The organism is Rhodospirillum centenum SW (genome assembly GCF_000016185.1).
Classification (GTDB): Bacteria; Pseudomonadota; Alphaproteobacteria; order Azospirillales; family Azospirillaceae; genus Rhodocista; species Rhodocista centena.
This window is the reverse complement of record NC_011420.2, coordinates 3,487,481-3,505,738: the sequence shown is the minus strand read 5'-3', so window position 1 is coordinate 3,505,738 and position 18,258 is coordinate 3,487,481. Positions and strand designations below refer to the sequence as shown.

The 18,258-nt window shown below is 71.9% G+C and carries 19 protein-coding genes; 10 read left to right on the top strand and 9 right to left on the bottom strand.

Annotated features, from left to right (window positions below):
* Nucleotides 1-14: 14 nt before the first annotated feature.
* From RC1_RS16265 to RC1_RS16255, 3 genes are all read right to left on the bottom strand, one after another.
* Nucleotides 15-554 (bottom strand): hypothetical protein, encoded by a 540-nt coding sequence (locus RC1_RS16265; RefSeq protein ID WP_012568533.1) that lies wholly within the window; start codon nt 552-554, stop codon nt 15-17.
* Nucleotides 544-1,080: a hypothetical protein gene (locus tag RC1_RS16260; RefSeq protein WP_012568532.1), complete on the bottom strand. Its 537-nt coding sequence runs from the start codon at nt 1,078-1,080 to the stop codon at nt 544-546. The genes RC1_RS16265 and RC1_RS16260 overlap by 11 nt, the downstream gene beginning before the upstream one ends.
* Nucleotides 1,081-1,316: 236 nt before the next feature.
* Complete coding sequence (locus tag RC1_RS16255) at nt 1,317-2,111, bottom strand: competence/damage-inducible protein A (RefSeq protein ID WP_012568531.1); 795 nt, start codon at nt 2,109-2,111, stop codon at nt 1,317-1,319.
* A gap of 135 nt (nt 2,112-2,246) precedes the next feature.
* Here RC1_RS16255 and sfsA point away from each other — a divergent pair, with 135 nt between their 5' ends.
* From sfsA to map, 3 genes are all read left to right on the top strand, one after another.
* Nucleotides 2,247-2,948, top strand: a complete 702-nt coding sequence (gene sfsA / locus RC1_RS16250) for a DNA/RNA nuclease SfsA (RefSeq protein WP_012568530.1) — start codon at nt 2,247-2,249, stop codon at nt 2,946-2,948.
* Nucleotides 2,949-3,078: 130 nt separating this feature from the next.
* On the top strand, nt 3,079-4,050 hold the full coding sequence (locus RC1_RS16245) for a glutathione S-transferase family protein (RefSeq protein WP_012568529.1): 972 nt from the start codon (nt 3,079-3,081) through the stop codon (nt 4,048-4,050).
* Nucleotides 4,051-4,194: 144 nt separating this feature from the next.
* Nucleotides 4,195-5,061: a type I methionyl aminopeptidase gene (gene map / locus RC1_RS16240; protein WP_012568528.1), complete on the top strand. Its 867-nt coding sequence runs from the start codon at nt 4,195-4,197 to the stop codon at nt 5,059-5,061.
* On the opposite strand, the gene RC1_RS16235 is transcribed toward map, so the two are convergent.
* Nucleotides 5,004-5,417 carry a hypothetical protein gene (locus RC1_RS16235; protein ID WP_041785462.1) on the bottom strand — a complete coding sequence of 138 codons (414 nt, stop codon included), beginning with the start codon at nt 5,415-5,417 and terminating at the stop codon, nt 5,004-5,006. The two genes, map and RC1_RS16235, sit on opposite strands and share 58 nt — an antisense overlap.
* 253 nt (nt 5,418-5,670) lie before the next feature.
* Here RC1_RS16235 and radC point away from each other — a divergent pair, with 253 nt between their 5' ends.
* The 5 genes from radC (at nt 5,671) to RC1_RS16210 (ending at nt 11,496) form a co-directional block, all read left to right on the top strand.
* Nucleotides 5,671-6,480 carry a RadC family protein gene (radC, locus tag RC1_RS16230; RefSeq protein ID WP_083759347.1) on the top strand — a complete coding sequence of 270 codons (810 nt, stop codon included), beginning with the start codon at nt 5,671-5,673 and terminating at the stop codon, nt 6,478-6,480.
* 102 nt (nt 6,481-6,582) lie between these two features.
* Nucleotides 6,583-8,535, top strand: a complete 1,953-nt coding sequence (locus RC1_RS16225; protein WP_012568526.1) for a M10 family metallopeptidase — start codon at nt 6,583-6,585, stop codon at nt 8,533-8,535.
* Between the two features lie 150 nt (nt 8,536-8,685).
* Nucleotides 8,686-9,981 (top strand): adenylosuccinate lyase, encoded by a 1,296-nt coding sequence (gene purB / locus RC1_RS16220; protein WP_012568525.1) that lies wholly within the window; start codon nt 8,686-8,688, stop codon nt 9,979-9,981.
* Nucleotides 9,982-10,036: 55 nt separating this feature from the next.
* The gene (locus RC1_RS16215) at nt 10,037-10,858 is read left to right on the top strand and encodes an arylamine N-acetyltransferase family protein (RefSeq protein ID WP_012568524.1); all 822 of its coding nucleotides are present in this window, start codon (nt 10,037-10,039) and stop codon (nt 10,856-10,858) included.
* Complete coding sequence (locus RC1_RS16210; RefSeq protein WP_012568523.1) at nt 10,837-11,496, top strand: phosphoribosylanthranilate isomerase; 660 nt, start codon at nt 10,837-10,839, stop codon at nt 11,494-11,496. Before RC1_RS16215 ends, RC1_RS16210 begins: the two co-directional genes overlap by 22 nt.
* Nucleotide 11,497: 1 nt before the next feature.
* On the opposite strand, the gene RC1_RS16205 is transcribed toward RC1_RS16210, so the two are convergent.
* A complete protein-coding gene (locus tag RC1_RS16205; protein WP_012568522.1) occupies nt 11,498-12,460 on the bottom strand; it encodes a DMT family transporter in 963 nt (320 codons plus the stop codon).
* Between the two features lie 643 nt (nt 12,461-13,103).
* Between RC1_RS16205 and RC1_RS16200 the strand changes: the two genes are divergently transcribed.
* Nucleotides 13,104-13,895, top strand: a complete 792-nt coding sequence (locus RC1_RS16200; RefSeq protein ID WP_012568521.1) for a M48 family metallopeptidase — start codon at nt 13,104-13,106, stop codon at nt 13,893-13,895.
* Between the two features lie 21 nt (nt 13,896-13,916).
* On the opposite strand, the gene RC1_RS16195 is transcribed toward RC1_RS16200, so the two are convergent.
* The 3 genes from RC1_RS16195 to RC1_RS21870 form a co-directional block, all read right to left on the bottom strand.
* Nucleotides 13,917-14,429, bottom strand: a complete 513-nt coding sequence (locus RC1_RS16195; RefSeq protein WP_012568520.1) for an MgtC/SapB family protein — start codon at nt 14,427-14,429, stop codon at nt 13,917-13,919.
* Between the two features lie 135 nt (nt 14,430-14,564).
* Entirely contained in the window at nt 14,565-15,755 is a 1,191-nt protein-coding gene (locus RC1_RS16190; protein WP_012568519.1) for a phosphoglycerate kinase, read from the bottom strand.
* Between the two features lie 154 nt (nt 15,756-15,909).
* Nucleotides 15,910-16,083 (bottom strand): hypothetical protein, encoded by a 174-nt coding sequence (locus RC1_RS21870; RefSeq protein WP_012568518.1) that lies wholly within the window; start codon nt 16,081-16,083, stop codon nt 15,910-15,912.
* Nucleotides 16,084-16,696: 613 nt separating this feature from the next.
* On the opposite strand from RC1_RS21870, the gene RC1_RS16185 reads away from it, so the two are divergent.
* Nucleotides 16,697-17,761 carry a patatin-like phospholipase domain-containing protein gene (locus RC1_RS16185; RefSeq protein WP_012568517.1) on the top strand — a complete coding sequence of 355 codons (1,065 nt, stop codon included), beginning with the start codon at nt 16,697-16,699 and terminating at the stop codon, nt 17,759-17,761.
* A gap of 20 nt (nt 17,762-17,781) precedes the next feature.
* Here RC1_RS16185 and RC1_RS16180 read toward each other — a convergent pair whose 3' ends face one another.
* Entirely contained in the window at nt 17,782-18,213 is a 432-nt protein-coding gene (locus tag RC1_RS16180; protein ID WP_012568516.1) for a YccF domain-containing protein, read from the bottom strand.
* Nucleotides 18,214-18,258: the final 45 nt, after the last annotated feature.

The following is an 18,258-nucleotide window of genomic DNA, read 5'->3' as shown; positions in this document are numbered from 1 at the left end:
CAGGGCCGCCGCCGTCAGGCAACGGCGCGGCGGGCGGCCAGGGCGGTTTCCGAGGGCATGAACAGGCTGACGCTGCCGACCGTGAAGCCGCCGGCGGCGGGAAAACGGGTGGCCAGTTCCTCGCGGAAGGCGGCCTCGTCCGGGGCGGGGCCGGCATAGATCCGGCTGTCCGCGCGGCTGCCCGGTTCCGGCTCGAAGCCGGCCGCGGCATCCACCTGGGCCATGTAGAGGGGCCAGGACGGTTCCACCTTGCGCGACAGCAGATGGACGCGGACAGGCTTGTGCGCCCTCGCCTCCTCCAGCTCGGCGCGGGCGGTTTCGAGCTGGACGGTGAGTTGGGCCACCTGCTCTCCGGTGGTGCGCAGCAGGGTCTCGTTGCGCTGGCGGATCGCCTCGCGGTCCGCCCGTTCGGCGCGGGCATCCACGAGGTCGAGATCGAGCCGGCGCAGCCGCGCGCGCCCCTCGGCCAGGGCGACGAAGGCGCGGATGCCGAAATAGGTGGCCCCGCAGACCAGCAGCAGGGCGAACAGGCCGAGTCCGATGTCAGCGTCCAAAGGCGCGCTCCTCCAGCAGCGAGGACCGGCGGAAGCCGGACCGGGCATCGAAGGTCAGTTCGACGAGGCGGGCCGCCGTGCGGGCATCCTCCGACCACACTTCGGCATAGCTGCGGTGCAGCCAGAACCGCGGATCGGCCAGCGGGCGTTGCCCCGGAGGCTGCCGGGCGCCCGGCGCGTCGGTCCGCAGCAGTTCGAAGACGAAGCAGCGCCGCTCCGGCGCGGGCCGGCCCAGCGGCTGCACGATGGTGAAGCGGTTACGGGCCAGATCGGCGACCTGACGCTTGATGATGCCGGTCTCCCGCCGCATGGCATCGGCCTTCTGGCGCTGCTCCCGGTAGGCGAGATCCAGTTCCGCGGCCTGGCGCACGATCCCCTTCGTCTCCGCCACCAGCCGCTCCAGCTCGCGGGAGCGTTGCAGGCCGCGCATCTCGAACAGCAACCCGACGCCGTAACGCCAGCAGGCCGCGCCGATGAACAGCAGCAGCGAGATCAGGAGAATCGGTTCGATGAGGCTGGACGGCACGGCGGAGAGCCCAGGAAATGGTTGCCGCCCGGTCGAAGGACGGTCTCTTTGTATTTATTTAAATCCCACTGGAGATGTCAACAACTGCCCCGGTCTATTTGACGCCGGGCAGGCATCAACTCTGCGCAGCATGTTAACGCATAAACACAGAGCAAGAACTGGCGAGCAAGGACTGCACCCCCGGACGCGAAAGCTGCACCGTTACACTCAGGTAGCGCCCCCGCCTGCCGCTCCCATCAGCCGGTCCCGTCCTGCACCGAGGGCTCGTCGCCGAGCGCCCGCACCATCGCCGCCACGCGGGCCGTCGCCGCCTCCAGCCGGGCCGGATCGGTGCCGCGCAGGACCAGGCTGGTGCTGACGCGGCCCTGCCGGAAGGCGGGATAGCTGCCGATATCCACATCGGGATGGTCGGCCTGGATGGCGCGCAGCGCATCGGCCAGCGTGCCTTCGGGCACGCCGCAGACGACGGCCTTCGACAGTACCGGCGGGCCGCCCACCAGCCGCGGCACCAGCCCGGCCAGCATGGCCTGCATGATGACCGGCACCCCGGCCATGACGAAGACGTTGCCGATCTGGAAGCCCGGCGCGGCGCTGACCGGGTTGTCGATCAGGCTGGCGCCCGCGGGCGTGTCCGCCATGCGCAGCCGGGCCTCGCTCAGCATGCCCGTACCCGCATAGTGCCGCTCCAGCCGGGCCTGCGCCTCCGGATGCCGGACCACGGGCACGCCGAAGGCCCTGGCGATGCTCGCCGCCGTGATGTCGTCGTGCGTCGGCCCGATGCCGCCCGTGGTGAAGAGGTAGGTGTAGCGGGTGCGCAGGACGTTCACCGCCGTCACGATCTCCGCCTCCAGGTCCGGCACGACCCGCACCTCGCGCAGCGGGATGCCCAGCCCGCCCAGCGTCCGGGCGATGTGGGCGAGGTTCGCGTCCTGCGTGCGGCCGGACAGGATCTCGTTGCCGATGATGAGAAGGGCGGCCGTGGGGGAGGACGCCGGATCGGCGGCGGCGGGGGCTTGGCTCTCGGTCGTCATGGTGCGGTTCCGGGGGGCGGCCTGCGCGGCGCGGTTACGGGGAGGGCGGGACCACAAGGATATAGACCGCCGGCCGGTTTGCGGACATTGCTGTCTGCCCGCCCCGGACATGCTCCGACCACAGCCCGGCCCGCCATGCGCTTCCCGACCCCGCTGATCCCCGCCACCCTGGTGCGGCGCTACAAGCGCTTCCTGGCCGACGTGCTGCTGCCCGACGGCACGGCGGCGACGGCGCATGTGGCGAATTCCGGGACCATGCTGGGGATCGACGCGCCCGGCAGCCCGGTCTGGCTGTCGCGCAGCCCGAACCCGGCGCGCAAGCTGCCCTACACGCTGGAACTGGTGGAGGCGGACGGCACCCTGGTGGGCTGCAACACCGCCCACCCCAACCGCATCGTCGCCGAGGCCGTCGCGGCCGGCGAGATCCCGGCGCTGGCCGGCTATGCCACGCTGCGCCGGGAGGTGAAGTACGGCCGCAACAGCCGCATCGACCTCCTGCTGGAGGACCCGGTGCGCGGTAGCGCCTATGTCGAGGTCAAGAACGTCCATCTGCGCCGCCAGGGCCGGCTGGCGGAGTTCCCAGACTGCGTCACCAGCCGCGGCGCCAAGCACCTGGAGGAGCTGGCGGCGATGGTGGCCGCCGGGCACCGGGCGGTGATGGTCTATCTGGTGCAGCGGGCCGACTGCGACACGTTCCGCATCGCCGCCGACATCGACCCGGCCTATGCCGCCGGCCTGCGCGTCGCGCTCGACCACGGGGTGGAGGCGCTGGTGCTGGGCTGCGCCCTCACGCCGGACGGCATCGGGATCGACCGGACGCTGCGCCTGTCGGCCTGACGGGCGGGCGATCGTTGCCGACGGCGGGACGCTGCGTCCCGCAGGCCGGCGGCTGCCACCGGGCGCCGCACCGCCCATCTGGAAAGGAGCCTCGACAAGAGGACGGCGCGCAACCGAACGGGAGAGCACCATGGGACTGCTGGTGGACGGCATCTGGCATGACGAATGGTACGACACGGCGAAGACCGGGGGCCGCTTCGTCCGCTCGGAAAGCCAGTTCCGCGACCGGGTGACGGCCGACGGCAGTTCGGGCTTCCCGGCCGAGGCCGGGCGCTACCACCTGTTCGTCTCCCTGGCCTGTCCCTGGGCGCACCGCACCCTGGTCTACCGCGCCCTGAAGGGGCTTGAGGAGGCGATCACCGTCAGCGTGGTCGATCCCCTGATGCTGGAGCATGGCTGGGCCTTCGGCCCGCCCGGCAGCGACGCGCGCGATCCGCTCACGGGTGCGCGCTACCTGTACGAGGTCTATCTGGCCGCCCGGCCCGGCCTGTCCGGCCGGGTGACGGTGCCCGTGCTGTGGGACAAGCAGCGCCGGACCATCGTGAACAACGAGTCCGGCGAGATCATCCGCATGCTGAACCGGGAGTTCGACGCGGTCGCCACCCGCACGGTGCCGGACCTCTACCCGCCGGCGCTGGCGGCGGAGATCGACGCGCTGAACGCCCGCATCTACGACACCGTGAACAACGGGGTCTACAAGGCCGGCTTCGCCACCGCCCAGGACGCCTACGAGGAGGCGGCGGAGGCCCTGTTCGGGACGCTGGACTGGCTGGAGCAGCGCCTGGAGACCCGCCGCTATCTGCTGGGCGACCGGCCGACGGAGGCGGACTGGCGGCTGTTCACGACGCTGGTGCGGTTCGACACTGTCTATTATTCACATTTCAAGTGCAACCGCCGTCAGATCCGGGACTATCCGGCGCTCTGGGGCTATGTCCGCGACCTGTACCAGACCCGCGACGTGGCCGGGACCGTGAACCTGGACCACATCAAGCGGCACTACTATGTCAGTCAGCGGACGATCAACCCGTCGCAGGTGGTGCCCATCGGTCCCGAGATCGACTTCGGGACGCCGCACGGCCGGGAACGGCTGGCCGGCGGTTAGACCCGGCGATTAGCCCCCGCGATTAGCCGTTGCGGCGGGGGAACGGCCGTGTAGGGTACTCTCCCATTTCCACGCGCGGCGGGCGGCCCGCACAGGACCGCCCGTGCCGCCGCCTTTCTTGCCTTCGCAGTTGGACCCGAGACGATGACCAGAGCCGCAGAGGCCGAGCCGCAGACCGACGACCGCCAGATCCCCCTGCACCCGCCCGAGGATTTCGAGGGCATGCGCCGGGCCGGGCGGCTGGCCGCGGCGACGCTGGACTTCATCACGCCCCATGTGGTGCCCGGCGCCGCGACGGAGGAGCTGGACCGGCTCTGCGAGCAGTTCATCCGCGACCATGGCGCCGTGCCCGCGCCGCTGGGCTACAAGGGCTATCCCAAGGCCACCTGCATCTCCATCAACCATGTCGTCTGCCACGGCATCCCGGGGCCGAAGCGGTTGCAGGACGGCGACATCCTGAACATCGACATCACCGTCATCCTGGACGGCTGGTACGGCGATACCAGCCGCATGTACATCGCCGGCAACGCCAGCGTGAAGGCGCGGCGGCTGGTGGACGTGACCTATGAGGCGATGATGCGCGGCATCGCCGTGGTGCGCCCCGGCGCCACGCTGGGCGACATCGGCCACGCCATTCAGAGCTTCGCGGAGGCGCAGCGCTTCTCCATCGTGCGCGACTTCTGCGGCCACGGGCTGGGCCGGGTCTTCCACGACGCGCCCAGCATCCTGCACTTCGGCCAGCCCGGCGAGGGGACCGTGTTGCAGGAAGGCATGTTCTTCACCATCGAGCCGATGATCAACGCCGGCCGCTTCGACGTGAAGGTGCTGTCCGACGGCTGGACCGCCGTGACGCGGGACAAGAGCCTGTCGGCCCAGTTCGAGCATTCCGTCGCCGTGACGGCCGACGGGGTGGAGATCTTCACCCTCTCCCCCGCCGGGCTGCACAGGCCGCCCTACGACACCGGCTCGACCGGCGCCGCCACGGCATCCGGCAGCGCAGCCACCGCGTAGCGCCACCGCACCTGCGCGGTGGCGGCCAGCGTCTCCGTCAGCATCTCCGTGACCAGGGCGGCGGCATCCCCGGCCACCGGCTGCTCGATCAGCAGGCGGCAGCAGCGGGCCAGCCGCTGCCCGCCGATCTCCAGCGCCGCGCCTTCCAGCAGGAAGGCGCGGCGGCGCGCCTCCGGCCCGCCGCCGGCCTCCAGCGCCCGCACCAGCCCGCGCCCCTCCTCCACGACCAGCACCTCGAACCGGGCCAGGGCCTCCTGCACCACGGCCGGGCCGCGCTCGCGCGCCAGACTGTCCAGCCGGGCGGGCGACAGGGCGGACAGGTGGGACAGGAAGAGACGCTCACGACAGTCGGTCATCGAAGGTCCTGGAATGCGGGTCCCCTGCGGGGGGACCGGGCCATCCGCCGTTTCCTGCAAGCGCCGTGCCCTGCCGGATGCCGCGGAGTTCCGGGACGGCCGCCGCCGCCGCTCGCAGGCTGCGACGGAATTCCGGAAACCGCCGCCGGCCGCAAGGGGATGCTGGCAGCAGCCGCGGCCGCCGCGGCTGGAAGGGGCGCGGCCCTGCTGCTAGACTTCCCGGCAGGTGCAGCCGATCCGGAGTATTCCCCGCATGGGAGGCAGTCGCAGGCGCCCGTCGCGCGTGGAGGAGCAGGACCCGCCCCTGCCGGCAACCGACGGCTCCGACGGACCCGCAGGCGGCGGGGCCGGCACGGACGCCTCGGAGGCAGGCTCAGGCGCGGCCGGTGAAGACGCGCCGCACTACCACGGCCACCGCGAACGCCTGCGCGCCCGCTTCCTGGAGCAGGGGGCTGAGGCGCTGCAGGACTACGAGCTGCTGGAGCTGCTGCTGTTCCAGATCCCGCGGCGCGACGTGAAGCCACTGGCGAAGGCGCTGCTGAAGGCGCACGGCTCGCTCTGGGGCGTCGTCAGCGCCCCGGCCGACGCCCTGCGCCGCCAGCGGGAGATGACGGAGGGCGCCGTGGCCGCGCTGAAGGTGGCCGGCGCCATCGGCCTGCGCATGGCGCGGCAGGAGGTGCTGGGCAAGCCTGTCCTGTCCTCCTGGCAGAAGCTGCTGGACTACTGCGCCGGGGCGATGGCGAACGAGCCGGTGGAGCAGTTCCGCATCCTGTTCCTGGACCGCAAGAACACCCTGATCGCGGACGAGGTGCAGCAGCGCGGCACCGTGGACCATACCCCCGTCTATCCGCGGGAGGTGGTGAAGCGGGCGCTGGAACTGAACGCAACCGCCCTGATCCTCGTCCACAACCATCCGTCCGGCGATCCCACGCCCAGCCGCGCCGACATCGAGATGACGAAGCAGATCATCCAGGCCGCCACGGCGCTGGGCGTGGTGGTCCACGACCATGTCATCATCGGCAAGGGCCGGCATGTCAGCTTCAAGAGCATCGGGCTGATGTAGGGCGCAGTCGCAATCGCCGCACGGACACACCGGATCAAACGGATTGAGGTCCCTCTCCCGCACAGGGATACTCGGCATCCCCTTTCCGTCCCGGACCGGATCATGGCCTTCGAGACTGGCAGCGCGTTTGACGGCAGCACGTTTGACGGCAGTGCCCCTTCCTCCCGGCCGCAGGACCCGGCCGATCCGCCGGTCTGGGAAGCCGGCACCCTGCTGATGCAGGCGCTGACCAGGACGACCGCGTATGAGGGGCTGGCCTGCGGCTGCCCGGGCTGCGTGGCCGGGGCCGAGCGTCAGACGAAGGGGGGGCTTGCCACCATCCCCGCCACGGGACAGATCGGCATCGACGCGCTGGTGGCAGCGATCGACGATTCGCCGACGGCGCGTTGGAACCTGCTGAACGCCGTCGGTCAGCCGCTCACCCCGACGGTGGCGCTGGGCACCGCCGTCACCGTGCCCTACGCCTTCCTGACCGCGGTGCCGGCGGACTACGACACGCTCCAGGACCCCGACAGGCCGACGGCCGCGACCTTCGTGACCCTGACGGAAGCACAGCGGGCGGCGACCCGGCTGGCGCTGGCGCAGTATGAAGAGGTCTCCCTGATCCGCTTCACCGAGGTGACGGACGAGGAGGCCGCCCTGCTGCGCTTCGGCAGCCATGCGATGGACGGCTCGCTGGCCGGCTACGCCTACTACCCTTCCTTCGCCGTCCGCACCTCGGACGACATCATCACCGCGGCGACACCCAGCGGGATCGCGGGCGATTCCTGGCTGGCGGCCTCCGCGGCGAACGCCGCGCCCACACCGGGCACGGACGCCTTCAACACGGTGATCCACGAGCTGGGCCATGCGCTGGGCCTGAAGCACCCGTTCGAGGGCGTGCCCTCCGTCTCCGTGGCAGAGGACAGCGTGCGTTACACGGTGATGTCCTACACCTATCCGGACAATTCGGAAATCTGGGTGGAATACCCGGACAGGTGGGGTTCGGCGCTGGTCTCGCCGCGCACGCTGATGCTCTACGACATCCTGGCGGTCCAGTATCTCTATGGCGTCAACACCGCCACGCGCGCGGGCGACACGGTCTATTCCTGGCAACCGAACGAGCGATTCTTCGAGACGATCTGGGACGGCGGCGGGACGGACACGGTCGACGCCTCCGCCCAGACGCTGGACTGCGTCATCGACCTGCGCGACGGCCATTTCAGCTCCATCGCCATCCGGGCGACGGAGGCGCAGAAGCGCATGGACCTGCCGGCGGATGCCGACTATCTGACCACCCCGACCTATGACGGACGCGACAACCTCGCCATCGCCTACGGCGCCGTGATCGAGAATGCCCGCGGCGGCGCGGGCAACGACACGCTGATCGGCAACGCCGCGGCGAACCTGCTGGAGGGCGGCGCCGGCGATGACCGTCTCTCCGGCGGGACGGGGGACGACACGATCGACGGCGGCTCGGGGGTCGATGTCATCCGCATCGAGGCGGCGCGCTCGGCGGTGACGCTGGAGGCGACGGGCCCCTGGGGCGTGCGGCTGAGCGGGGCGGCGACGGGCACGGACGTGGCCAGCGGGGTCGAACTGATCCGGTTCGACGACCAGGTGGTCTATGTCACCCTGCCGGTGCGCTTCGAGGCGGTGCAGCCGGACGGTGGCGGGGCGTTCGACGAGGCCTTCTACCTCGCCCGGTGGGCGGACGTGCGGGCCGCGGTCAATGCCGGGCAGGTCATGAGCGGCCTGGAGCACTATCTGGCGTTCGGTCAGGCCGAGGGGCGCGACCCGACCCCGCTGTTCGACGAAGAGGCGTACCTGGCCCGCTGGGCCGACGTGCGCGCGGCGGTGGAGGCCGGGCAGGTCCGCTCGGGCTACGAGCACTATCTCAACTCCGGCTGGCGCGAGGACCGCGATCCCTCCGCCTGGTTCGACCTGTCGGCCTATCTTCAGCGCAACCCCGATGTCGCCGACGCCGGCATCGATCCCCTGCGCCACTGGCTCGTCTGGGGCATCGGCGAAAACCGCATCGCCACCGCCGCAGACACCGGCCTCTGGCTCGCCTAGGCCGGCAGAGAGGCCGCACGGCACCGGCACGGGCAACCCGGAGAACCACCCCCGCGGGCGGGGCGCCCTTGCGTCGGGTGCGCTTCCCAAAGCGCCGGCTTGCCCCTATGGTCGCGCCGTTCCGTGCCGACCCGAGCGAAGAGTCCGCCCATGATCCCGCGCTATTCCCGCCCCGAGATGACCCGCATCTGGGAGCCGGAGAACCGCTTCCGCATCTGGTTCGAGATCGAGGCCCATGCCATGGACGCCATGGCGGCGCTGGGCGTGGTGCCGAAGGACGCGGCCGAGGCCGTCTGGCAGCGCGGCAAGTGGGAGATCGCCCGGATCGACGAGATCGAGCGCGAGACCAAGCACGACGTCATCGCCTTCCTGACCAATCTGGCCGAGCATGTCGGGCCGGAGGCGCGCTTCGTCCACCAGGGCATGACCAGCTCCGACGTGCTGGACACCTGCCTCGCGGTGCAGCTCAAGCAGGCCGCCGACCTGCTGCTGGACGATCTGGACGCGCTGCTGGCCGCCCTGCGCCGGCGCGCCTTCGAGCACCGCCACACCCCCACCATCGGCCGCAGCCACGGCATCCATGCCGAGCCGACCACCTTCGGCGTCAAGCTGGCCGGCCACTACGCCGCCTTCGCGCGCAACCGCGCCCGGCTGGAGGCGGCCCGGGCGGAGATCGCCACCTGCGCCATCTCCGGCGCGGTCGGCACCTTCGCCAACATCGACCCGCGGGTGGAGGAGCATGTCGCGGCGAAGCTGGGCCTGACGGTGGAGCCGCATTCCACCCAGGTGATCCCGCGCGACCGCCACGCCATGTTCTTCGCCACGCTGGGCGTCATCGCCGCGTCGGTGGAGAATCTGGCGACGGAGATCCGCCATCTCCAGCGCAGCGAGGTGCGCGAGGCCGAGGAGTATTTCAGCCCCGGCCAGAAGGGCAGCAGCGCCATGCCGCACAAGCGCAACCCGGTGCTGACGGAGAACCTGACCGGCCTGTCGCGCATGGTCCGCGCCTACGTCACCCCGGCGCTGGAGAACGTCACCCTCTGGCACGAGCGCGACATCAGCCATTCCAGCGTGGAGCGGATGATCGGCCCGGACGCCACCGTGACCCTGGACTTCGCCCTGGTCCGCCTGACCGGCGTGGTGGACAGGCTGGTGGTCTATCCGGAGAACCTGAAGGCCAACCTGGACAAGCTGGGCGGGCTGCACAATTCCCAGCGCGTGCTGCTGGCGCTGACCCAGGCGGGCATGAGCCGCGAGGACGCCTACCGCGCCGTGCAGCGCAACGCCATGCCGGTCTGGCTGGAGGGCAAGGACTTCCGCTCCCTGCTGAAGGCCGATGCCGAGGTGATGCGCCACCTGACGGCCGAGCGGATCGACCACCTGTTCGATCTCGCCTACCACACCAAGCATGTGGACACGATCTTCCGCCGCGTCTTCGGAGAGTGACGCGGCCCGCGCCGCGTCTTCGGAGAATGACGCGGCCCCGCCGCGGGGAACTGCGATGACAGAGATGCCAAGCGTCGATCTGGACGCCTATCTGGAGAGGATCGGCGTTGCCGGTCCGCTGCGGGCCGACGCCGACACGCTGGACGCCCTGCACGTCGCCCAGGTCGGCGCCATCCCGTTCGAGGCGCTGGACGTGGCGGCCGACCCGCCGCGGCCGGTGCGGATCGACCCCGCCGGCATCGCCGCCAAGCTGGTGGCGGGCCGGCGCGGCGGCTACTGCTTCGAACAGAACGGCCTGCTGCGCGCCGTGCTGACGGCGCTGGGCCTGCCCTGCCGGCCGGTGATGGCGCGGGTGTCCTGGAAGACCGGCGTGCCGGGCGGGCGCACCCACATGCTGCTGCTGGTCGAGGCCGGGGGTCGCCCCTGGCTGGCCGACGCCGGCTTCGGCCGCCACGGGCTGATCAGCCCCCTGCCCCTGGAGCCCGGTGTGGAGACGGTGCGGCACGGGGAGAGCTGGCGGCTGCTGCCGGTGACGGCGCGCGACCTGGAACTCCAGGTCCGGCTGGGCGGGGTGTGGGCGCCGCTCTACCGCTTCGACCCGGACGAGCCGGCCCTGGACGCCGACATCGCCATCGCCAACCACTACATGTCCAGCCACCCGGACTCGCGGTTCATGCAAAGCCGGGTGGTGGCGCGCGCCACGCCGGGCTGCCGCCGCTCGCTGCACGACGGCGAACTGAAGATCACCCGCGACGGGGTGACAAGCGTGCGCGCCGTCACGGACGGGGAAGAGTACCGCCGTATCCTGGTCGAGGAATTCCAGCTTGTGCTGCCCGAAGAGATGAGGCTGAAACCATGGCCCGCCGAACCCGCCTGAAGGTCTGCTGCATCGCCTCGGTCGAGGAGGCGCGGATCGCCGTCGCCGCCGGCGCCGACGCGCTGGGGCTGGTGGCCGCCATGCCGTCCGGCCCCGGCCCGATCCCCGACGAGGCGATCGCGGAGATCGCGGCCACGGTGCCCCCGCCCGTCGCCACCTTCCTGCTGACCTGCCGCACCGATCCCGACGGCGTGGTCGAGCATGTCCGGCGCTGCGGCACCAACACGGTGCAGCTCGTGGATGCGGTGGCGCCGGAGACCTATGCCGCCCTGCGCCGGCACTGTCCCGCCGTCCGCATCGTGCAGGTCCTGCATGTGGAGGACGAGGCGGCGCTGGAGGAGGCCCGGCGGGTGGCCCCGCAGGTCGATGCCCTGCTGCTGGACAGCGGGCGGCCGTCGCTGGCGGTGAAGGAGCTGGGCGGCACCGGCCGCGTCCACGACTGGGCCGTGAGCGCCCGCATCGTGGCCGGGAGCCCGGTGCCGGTGTTCCTGGCCGGCGGGCTGAAGGCCGCCAACGTGGCCGACGCGGTCCGGGCTGTGCGGCCCTTCGGCATCGACCTCTGCTCCGGCGTGCGCACGGACGGCCGGCTGGACCCGGCCCGGCTGGAGGCGCTGGTCGCCGCCCTGGGGGCGGTCTGACTCAGGCCCCCGTGACGGGACGGCCGCGCCGGCCGGTCAGCCGGGCGGAGACCCAGGCCACCGGGCGGCCGTCGATGGCGGCCAGCCCCAGAAAGATCAGCCCCATTCCGGCGAAGGCGTTCGGCCCCAGCCTCTCCCCCATCACCGCCGCCCCCATCAGGATGGCGCTGACCGGCACCAGGAAGGTGACCAGCGAGGCGTTGCCGGGACCCGCCGTGCGCAGGATGCGGTAGTAGATCAGATAGGCCAGCCCCGTGCTGAACAGGCCGAGCATGGCCACGGCCCCGACCGTCACCCAGGAGGGGTCGAGCGTCCACGGCCGGTCCACCGCCAGCGACAGGGGCACGGTCAGCACCGCCGCCGCGGCCAGCACCCCGGTGGAGGAGACGATCGGCGGCTGCCCGGCGAAGCGGCGGCTCCAGACCCCGGCCAGACCGTAGCAGAAGCTGGCCGTCAGCACGGCGGCACAGCCCAGCAGCGCCATGTCGGCCCCGGTCAGCGCCTTCGGCCCCAGCAGCACGGCGCCCCCGACGAAGCCCGCCGCCAGCCCCGCCATCTTCAGCGGTCCCGGCCGCTCGTTCCCGGCCAGCAGCCACATGAGCACCACGGTGAACAGCGGGGTCGTGGCGTTCAGGATGGAGGCGAGGCCGACCGTGATCTGCGACTGGCTCCAGGCGATCAGGCTGAACGGCACCAGATTGTTGACGGCGGCCATGACGAAGAAGTCGCGCCAGCTCTGCCTGTCGCGCGGCATGGCCTGTCCCATGGCGCGGGCGGCGAGGTAGAGCGCGGCGGCGGCCAGGGAGACGCGACAGGCGACGATGGTGAAGGGCGGCAGTTCCCGGATCGCCAGCCCCATCCAGAGGAAGGAGCCGCCCCACAGGACGGACTGGAAGCACAGCAGCCCCCAGTCGGACGCGCGCATCGTCTGGGCAGCGGGAGCCTGGGCGCTGGGGGCGTGCATCGGCGGGCCTCTCGGGTCGGTCCGGGCCCTGCGACACTAGGGACAGGGCCGGGGTGGCGCGACCCGGAAATTGCGATGCCTGCCCTGCGGCCGGGCGCGCCGGCCCTGCCGCGGCGGGCGGGATGGCCGGAGGGGCCGGCGGACGGGGCGTCGCGGCAAGCATACCGGAGTGGGTAATCCATCCACGACCGCTGACAGAATAGCCCTTGACGGCCGTGAGCGACGGGGGCAGCATAAGTCCATGGAAAACAGAAGGAGGGTGTCGTGGAAGACATTACTCCCCCCGACAGTCACCGGGGCGCTTGAAGCGCCAGTACTCCTGCTCAGAATACAAGAGAGGAGGGTGCATAAAGGCATGGTTCTTCCAGATAAGGTGTGGCTGACCCCGTGAGCGGGCCAGCCGATAGCAAGCAGGATATGGTCCCGGACGTCTGTCCGGGCGCGGAATACAGTCCGCAAACCGGCCCCCGGGCGCCCTAGATGCGCCGGGGGCCTTTGCGTGTGCGCGCGGGCCGGCTTGCGTATCCGCGTGGACCGGGCCGCCCGGACCGGCCGGTTCCCCGCCGCGCGGCGCCGGGATAGAGTGCCCTTCCCTGGCCTGTCCCCCGTTGCCGCCCGCCCGCAAGCGCCAGCCCGAGGACGCATGTTCGGACGCCTGCTGAAACCCCGCGCCAAGGCGCCGCCGCGGCGGACGCCCGCGGCGAAATCCCCCGCCCGGACGCCGCCGCGCCCCCAGGTGCGCGCGCTGGCCGTGGACGGCGTGCCGGCCCCCCTGGAACTGCGCCTGTCCCCCCGCGCCCGGCGCCTGAGCCTGCGGGTGGACGCGGCGCGGGAGCTGGTCCAGGTGGTGGCGCCGGCCGGGGTCGGCGATGCCGAGATCGCCCGCTTCGTCGGCCGGCACCTGGACTGGGTGCGCGGCCGGCTGGCCGCGATCCCGCCCCGGCTTCCCTTCGCCGACGGCGCCCTGGTGCCGATCCTGGGCGTGCCGCACCGCATCCGCCATGATCCCGGCCACCGCGGCGCCCCGCGGCCGCTGGCGGGACCGGAGGGGCCGGAGCTGCGCGTGGGCGGCGGGGCGGAGTTCCTGTCCCGGCGCGTGCGCGAGTGGCTGAAGGCGGAGGCGCGGCGGCGGCTGGCCGAGCGCGCCCGGGCCAAGGCCGCGGGGCTGGGCGCCACGGTCACCGCCGTCAGCGTGCGCGACACCCGCTCGCGCTGGGGAAGCTGTTCGGCCGGGGGGCGGCTGTCCTTCTCCTGGCGGCTGATCCTGGCGCCGGAGCCGGTGTTCGACTATGTCGTCGCGCACGAGGTGGCGCACCTGCGGGAGATGAACCACTCCGCGCGTTTCTGGGCGCTGTGCGCCAGCCTGACGGCGGAGGTGGACGGCCCCCGCGCCTGGCTGAAGGCGCACGGCGCGGGCCTGCACCGCTACGGCTGATGCCCCGGGAGCCCCCCGCCGTCAGTCCGTCGCGTCCTCCTCCTCCTTGTCGCCGAAGAAGCGCCGCTCCACAACGCTGAGCGTCAGCAGCAGGGCCAGCGCGATCCCGCCGGACAGCAGGGCGATGCCGTAGAGACCGGCGCCGCAGGCGAGCCCGAGCGACGCCGCCATCCACAGCGTCGCAGCCGTCGTCAGGTTGCGCACGCGGGTGCCGCGGCCCTGGATGATGATGCCGGCACAGATCAGCCCGATGGCCTGGGCCACGCCCTGGATGGCGCGGATCGGGTCCGGCGGGTTGCCCTGCCCGTCGCTCCCGAGGTCGTAGTAGAGTTCCAGCGCGACCAGGGTCGCCACCGCCGCGGAGACGGACAGCAGCGTATGGGTGCGCAGCCCCGCCGCCTTGCCCCGCAGTTCCCGGTTCAGCCCCAGCATCAGCCCCAGCAGCGCGGCCGTCCCCAGACGCAGGGCGACATCGGCCAGCGGCAGGTGCGCCGTGTGGACAAGGTCGGCGGGAGCGATCTCGGCAGGGAGCATGGGCGACCGGGCGGTGGCGGACGGTCCCCGGTCAACACCCGACTGCGGGGAACGATCCCCGCCGCACACCGGACAGGGGAAGGGCCGGGCGTCGCCGCCCGGCCCCTCGGAAATCCATCCGCCGCGGAGGCCGGATCAGGCGCCCAGCGCCTTCACGCCCGGCAGTTCCTTGCCTTCCAGCCACTCCAGGAACGCCCCGCCGGCGGTGGAGACGTAGGAGAAGCGGCCGGCCACGCCGGCCTGTTCCAGCGCCGCCACCGTGTCGCCGCCACCGGCGACCGACAGGACGCGGCCATCGCCGGTCAGGGCGGCGACCAGCCCGGCCACCGCGTTGGTGCCGCTGTCGAAGGGCCGGATCTCGAAGGCGCCCATCGGGCCGTTCCAGACCACCGTCTTCGCGCCCTGGAGCTTCAGCCCGACGAACTCCACCGTGGCCGGACCGACGTCCAGCATCATCTCGTCGTCGGCGATCTGCTCCACCGGGACGACGCGGTGCGGCGCGCCGGCCTTGAACTCCTTCGCCATGGCGCCGTCCTGGGGCAGCAGGATCTCGCAGCCGGAGGCCGCGGCCTTCTCCATGATGGCGCGGGCCTGATCGGCCATGTCCTTCTCGGCCAGCGACTTCCCGACCGGGCGGCCCTGGGCGAACAGGAAGGTGTTGGCCATGCCACCGCCGAGCACCAGCATGTCCACCTTGGTGACCATGTTCAGCAGCAGGTCCAGCTTGGTGGAGATCTTGGCGCCGCCGACCACGGCCATGACCGGCCGCTCCGGCCGGGCCAGCGCCTTGCCCAGCGCCTCCAGCTCCGCCTGCATCAGCCGGCCGGCGGCGCTGGGCAGCAGGTGCGCGATGCCCTCGGTGGAGGCATGGGCGCGGTGGGCGGCGGAGAAGGCGTCGTTGACGTAGATGTCGCCCAGTGCGGCCATCTGCCGCGCCAGCTCGGGATCGTTCTTCTCCTCCCCGGCATGGAAGCGGGTGTTCTCCAGCAGGACCACCTGGCCCGGCTCGATCGCGGCGATCGCGGCCCGGGCCGACTCGCCGACGCAGTCCTCGGCGAAGGCGACGGGAAGGCCCAGCGCCGCCTCCAGCGCCGGCACGACCTGACGCAGCGAATTCTTGGCGTCCGGCCCGCCCTTGGGCCGGCCGAAATGCGACAGCACGACGACCTTGGCGCCCTTGCCCGCCAGTTCCTTCAGGGTCGGCGCCAGCCGGTCGAGCCGGGTGGTGTCGCTGACCCGACCGTCCTGCACCGGGACATTGAGGTCGCCGCGCACCAGCACGGTCTTGCCGGCAACGGACAGGTCGTCGAGCGTCTTGAAGGCCATGACTGCGTTCCCCGTGTTTGAGATTGGTTGAATTCTGGTTGGCGATGTGCCGTTCGCGGCCGCGAGGGAAGCACAGCCCCCGGACCGTTTCAACCAGCGCCGCGCGGCATCGACCGGCGGATGTGCGGCTTCCGCAGCGCGGCACGGTCTCCCGTCAGAACGGCCCGAACAGGCTGTAGATCAGACCGAGCGCCGCGAAGGCCGCCAGCCAGAGGGCGATGTTGCGCAGCAGCACCTGCCCCGGCATGCGCAGCCGGAGGAAGGCCGGCACCAGCAGGACCAGCAGGGCCAATGCGTAGACGAGGCTCATCCATTGGGATTCGGTCATGGTCTGCCGAGATGGCCCCGCCGGCCCCGCGGATCAAGGAGGCGGGGTCCGCGGCATCCGGTCCCGCCGGCGGGCCGGGCCGGGCGCTGCCCCTCGAAATCCGGTTCGGGTTGTGGCATGGTCCCCCGCCTCGGTGCGGACGTGGCGAAACCGGTAGACGCAGCAGACTTTGATTTGGAGTGCCCCCCGGGAAACCGGGGGAGTAGAACCGCCCAAAGTCGGGGAAAGCTTCGGGTCCCAGGACCCATGCCGATCCCGAGTCAAGCCCGCCGCCCCCGGGGCAACCCCGGCGGCGGGAAGGTGTAGAGACTAGACGGGCGGCACCTAAGGCCGGCAAGCGGCTAGGGTGAAGGGATAGTCCAGACCACGAACGCGGGACCGGCCCGGCAGGAACGGCCCCCGCGGCGGCGAAAGCCGAAGTGGTACGAAAATCTGGTTCCCGTAAGGGAGTGCGGGTTCGAGTCCCGCCGTCCGCACCAACCTTCCCCCCGCCGATCCCCTCCCGGCCGCCTGTCGGGCCTGCCGGCCGGCCCCCCCTGTGCCGGGGTTGCGGGGGCCGCGGCGGCTGCCCTACCCTGCGCCCTTCCGCAGCGCAGCATGGGACCGCCGGCGCATGGACCGTCCGCTCCGCCTTCTCGCAGGACCCGAGGCTATCCGGCGCATCCGGGAGGAGGGCCTGCACGAGGACCTGTTCGACGTGGTGGCCGGTGCCTCGGGCGGACCGAAGTGGCTGTCGCTGACCCGGCTGGACCGCGCCATCTTCGGCCGCTGGTTCCGGCAGCGCACCCGGCCGCTGGCCATGGTCGCCAGTTCGATCGGCGGCTGGCGCTTCGCCTGCGTGGCCCGCCGCGACCCGGTGGAGGCCTGCCGCCGCTTCGAGGAGTACTATCTGGACTACACGGTGGAGCCGCCGGTCACCCCGGCCCGGCTGACGGCGGACTGCCGCGGCATCCTGGAGGTGATCCTGGGGGAGACGGGGGCGGAGGAGATCCTGTCCCATCCCGCCATGCGGCTGGCCATCCTGGCGGTGCGCGGCAAGGGGCCGATCGGCCGGCCGCATCCGCTCGGCATGGGCGCAGGACTGGCCGCGGCGGCGCTCGCCAACGGGATCAGCCGGCGCAGCCTGCCGCTGTTCTTCGAGCGCACCCTGATCTACGACGCCCGCAGCCGGCCGCCCTTCGACTGCCACCGGGGTTTCCCGACCCAGCCGGTGCCGCTGACGCCGCAGAATCTGGTGCCGGCGCTGCTGGCCTCGGGCGCCGTGCCCTTCGTCTTCGAGCCGGTGCCGGAGCTGCACGGCGCGCGCCCGGGCCTGTACCTGGACGGCGGCATCATGGACTACCACCTGGACATTCCCTATCAGGCACCCGGGCTGGTGCTGTACCCGCACTTCTCCGACCGGATCGTGCCCGGCTGGTTCGACAAGGCCCTGCGCTGGCGCCGGCCGGACCCGCGCAACCTGTCCCGCACGCTGCTGGTCTGCCCGAGCCCGGCGTTCCTGGCCGCCCTGCCCGGCGGCAAGGTGCCGGACCGCACCGACTTCCGGCGCCTGCCGACGCCGGAGCGGCTGCGCGTCTGGCGGGCCGCGGTGGCGGAGACGCAGCGGCTGGCCGATGCCTGGAGCGAGGCGGTGGAGACCGGCCGCGCCCCCGACCTGCTGGAGCCGCTGCCCGGCTGATGGGAGGAGCCCCGCCGGCGTCAGCGGTAGCGGGCGCGGATCGCGTCCACCACCGGGGCGTCCACGATCTCCTTGCCGATCGGGGCCAGCGACAGGCCGGCGAACTTGAAGTGCTGGAAGCCGAACGGGATGCCGATGATGGTCAGGCAGAAGGCCAGACCGATCAGCAGATGCCCCAGCGCCAGCCACCAGCCGGCGAAGAGGAACCAGAGGACGTTGCCCAGCGTGCCCAGCGCGCCGGTGCCGATGTCCTCCTCCCCCGTCAGCAGGCGGCGGTCCACCGCCGTGCGCCCGAACGGCCACAGCATGAAGACGCCGATGGTCAGGGCCGAGCGCGCCCAGGGAATGCCGACGATGGTGATCAGCATCACCAGCGCCGCCGTGAACCAGCCGATCGCGGCGGCGAAGCCGAACAGCACCAGCCAGAGCACGTTGAGCAGCAGGGTCAGCATCGGCACCTCCGGCGCAAGGGGGGAATCACCTCCCCCCTTGTAGCC